At 65.1% G+C, this 2,718-nt stretch carries 1 protein-coding gene and 1 pseudogene; both read left to right on the forward strand.

Annotated features, from left to right (window positions below; all coding sequences use genetic code 11):
* Positions 1-275, forward strand: a pseudogene (locus Y882_RS20295) (OPT family oligopeptide transporter); the annotation flags it as partial.
* Positions 276-459: 184 nt separating this feature from the next.
* Positions 460-2,718, forward strand: a 2,259-nt coding sequence (gene mprF, locus Y882_RS18165) for a bifunctional lysylphosphatidylglycerol flippase/synthetase MprF (RefSeq protein WP_052950146.1), incomplete at its 3' end; no start/stop codon positions are given.

The following is a 2,718-nucleotide window of genomic DNA, read 5'->3' on the forward strand; positions in this document are numbered from 1 at the left end:
ATTTCGACCGTCGCGCCGATCGTTCGAAGCGTCCGGAAACCACCAAGCAGCTCGGCGTGTTGTTGGCCTCGGGCCTGATCGTGGGCGAGAGCGTGATCGGCGTGGTGATCGCCTTTATCGTCGGTCTTTCGGGTAAGGGTGCGCCGCTGGCGCTGGTGGGCGAGGACTTCGGCAATGCGGCGCAATGGATAGGCGGCATCGCCTTCGCGCTGATCGTGCTGGTGCTGTACCGCTGGATCGCCCGCATGGCCAACGGACTACCCGGCAAGTCCTGAATCACACGGTCGCGACCCGCCTGAAGCGGACGCGACCGAATGTCATCCCTGCGTGCCACGATCGAACAGAAGAGCACGTTGACCGGCTATCCTAGACGGTCGCGAATATCTTGCGCGATGGTCATGTGGAGGCGGTAAACGCGTGGTGGAGCAGACAGGGGCACCAGCCCCGATTTCCGGTGAAATGCTTGCACGCCCTGGCCTGATGGCCAGGTTGCGCAGGCTTGCCGGTCCGCTGCTTTCGGTGGCCATGCTGTGCCTGGCGCTATGGGCGCTGCACCGCCTGGCCAGCGAGGTGAGCTACCGCGAGGTGGCACGCTACGTCCACGGACTGGAGAACTACCGCGTCGCCCTGGCCGTGCTGCTCACGGCCGGCAGTTATGGCGTGATGATCCTCTACGACTGGTTCGGCCTCAAATACATCGGCAAGCGTCTGCCGGGTCCGCAGGTCAGCCTGATCTCCTTCATCAGCTACGCCTTCAGCAATGCGCTGGGCATGGCCTTGCTGATCTCCGGTTCCATCCGCTACCGCTTCTACATCCAGGCCGGCCTGTCCACGGCCGAAGTGGCAAAGGTGGTGGTCTACACCACGCTGAGTTTCTGGCTGGGCCTGAGCGCGCTCACCGGCGTCACCTTGCTGCTGGTGCCGATCCCGCCGTCGCTGCCGCTGGCCAGCTGGCGCATCCCGGTGGCCGCGGTGCTCGCGTTGATTCCGTTCCTGTGGATCGTGGGCAACCGCCTGCTTGGACGTCCATTGCGGATTTGGCGATGGCGCCTGAGTCTTCCGACCACCCTGGTCGCCACCCGACAGGTGCTGGTGGGTGCGGTGGATTGGGGGCTGGCCGCGTACGTGTTGTATCTGCTGATGCCCAACCAGGTGGATACCGGCTTCGGGCATTTCCTGGCGATCTTCGTGCTGGCGCAGATCGCCGGCCTGATCAGCCATGTGCCCGGCGGCCTGGGCGTGTTCGAGGCGGTGATGCTGGCCGGCTTCGGCGCCGAAGGTAACCAGGGCCTGGAAGCGCCGATCCTCGGCGCGCTGGCGGCGTATCGCCTGATCTACTATTTCCTGCCGCTGTTCGCCGCGACCGTGGTGGTGCTGTGGCGCGAGGCGCGCGGCCTGCGCCAGAAGACGCTGCTGGCGCCGTGGTTCACCGGCTTGCTGCCGCCGTTCTTCGCGGGCCTGACCCTGGTATCGGGCGCGGTGCTGCTGTTCTCGGGCGCGACCTCGGCCCTCCCTACGCGCATGGCCATCCTGCGCGACGTGTTGCCGCTGGCCGTGCTGGAAGTGTCCCACTTCCTCTCCAGCGTGGTCGGCATGATGTTGCTGATCCTCGCGCGTGGCCTGCAGCGGCGACTCGACGCGGCCTATGTGCTCACGCTGATCCTGCTGGTGCTGGGCGCGGTGTTGTCGCTGCTCAAGGGCATCGACTACGAAGAAGCCACGCTGCTGTCGGTGCTGGCGCTTGCGCTGGCGCCGGCGCACAAGTTGTTCTATCGCCGCGCCTCGATGTTCAGCGCCAGCTTCTCGTGGGGTTGGATCATCGCCATCGTGGCGGTGCTTGGGTGCGCGGGCTGGCTGGTCGGCTTCAGCTACAAGCACGTGGAATACAGCAACAACCTGTGGTGGGAATTCAGCTTCTATCACGGCGGTGCGCCGCGCGCGTTGCGTGCGCTGGTGGGCGCCACCACTGCGGGCCTGCTGTTTGCGCTGGCCAACCTGATCCGTCCGGTGCGGCCGGACCTGCATCTGCCCAGCGAAGAAGATCTGCAGCGTGCGCTGCCGCTGATCAAGAACTACAACTCCGCCCAGGCGCACCTCGCGCTGATGGCCGACAAGACCCTGCTGTTCGATGCCGACAACCGCGCCTTCATCATGTACGACGTGGAAGGCCGCAGCTGGGTGGCCATGGGCGACCCGGTGGGCGAGGACGAGGAAGCGCGCCGCGAACTGGTGTGGACCTTCCGCGATCAGTGCGAGCGGGCCGGTGGCTGGCCGCTGTTCTACCAGGTGCGCCAGGACGATCTGGACCTGTATCTGGAAGTGGGCATGAACTTCCTCAAGATCGGCGAGGAGGCCCGCGTGGAACTGGCCGGCTTCAACCTCGACGGCAAGTCCAAGAAGGTGCTGCGCAACACCATCAACAAGCTCACCCGCGAGGGCATGCGCATGGAGATCGTGCCGGCCGACGCGGTGGCGGCGCTGATGCCGCAGCTGAAGAAAATTTCCGATGCGTGGATGCGTGACAAGGGCGTGCGCGAGAAGGGCTTTTCGCTGGGCACCTTCGATCCGCGTTATCTCGAGCGCACACCGATGGCGCTGGTGTGGCAGGGCGAGGAACTGGTGGCCTTCGCCAATCTATTCCTCACCGACAACAAGGAAGAGGCTTCGCTGGATCTGATGCGGCATCTGCCCGACAGTACGGCAGGCATCATGGGCTTC

It is taken from the genome of Dyella japonica DSM 16301 (genome assembly GCF_001010355.1).
Lineage (GTDB): Bacteria > Pseudomonadota > Gammaproteobacteria > Xanthomonadales > Rhodanobacteraceae > Dyella > Dyella japonica.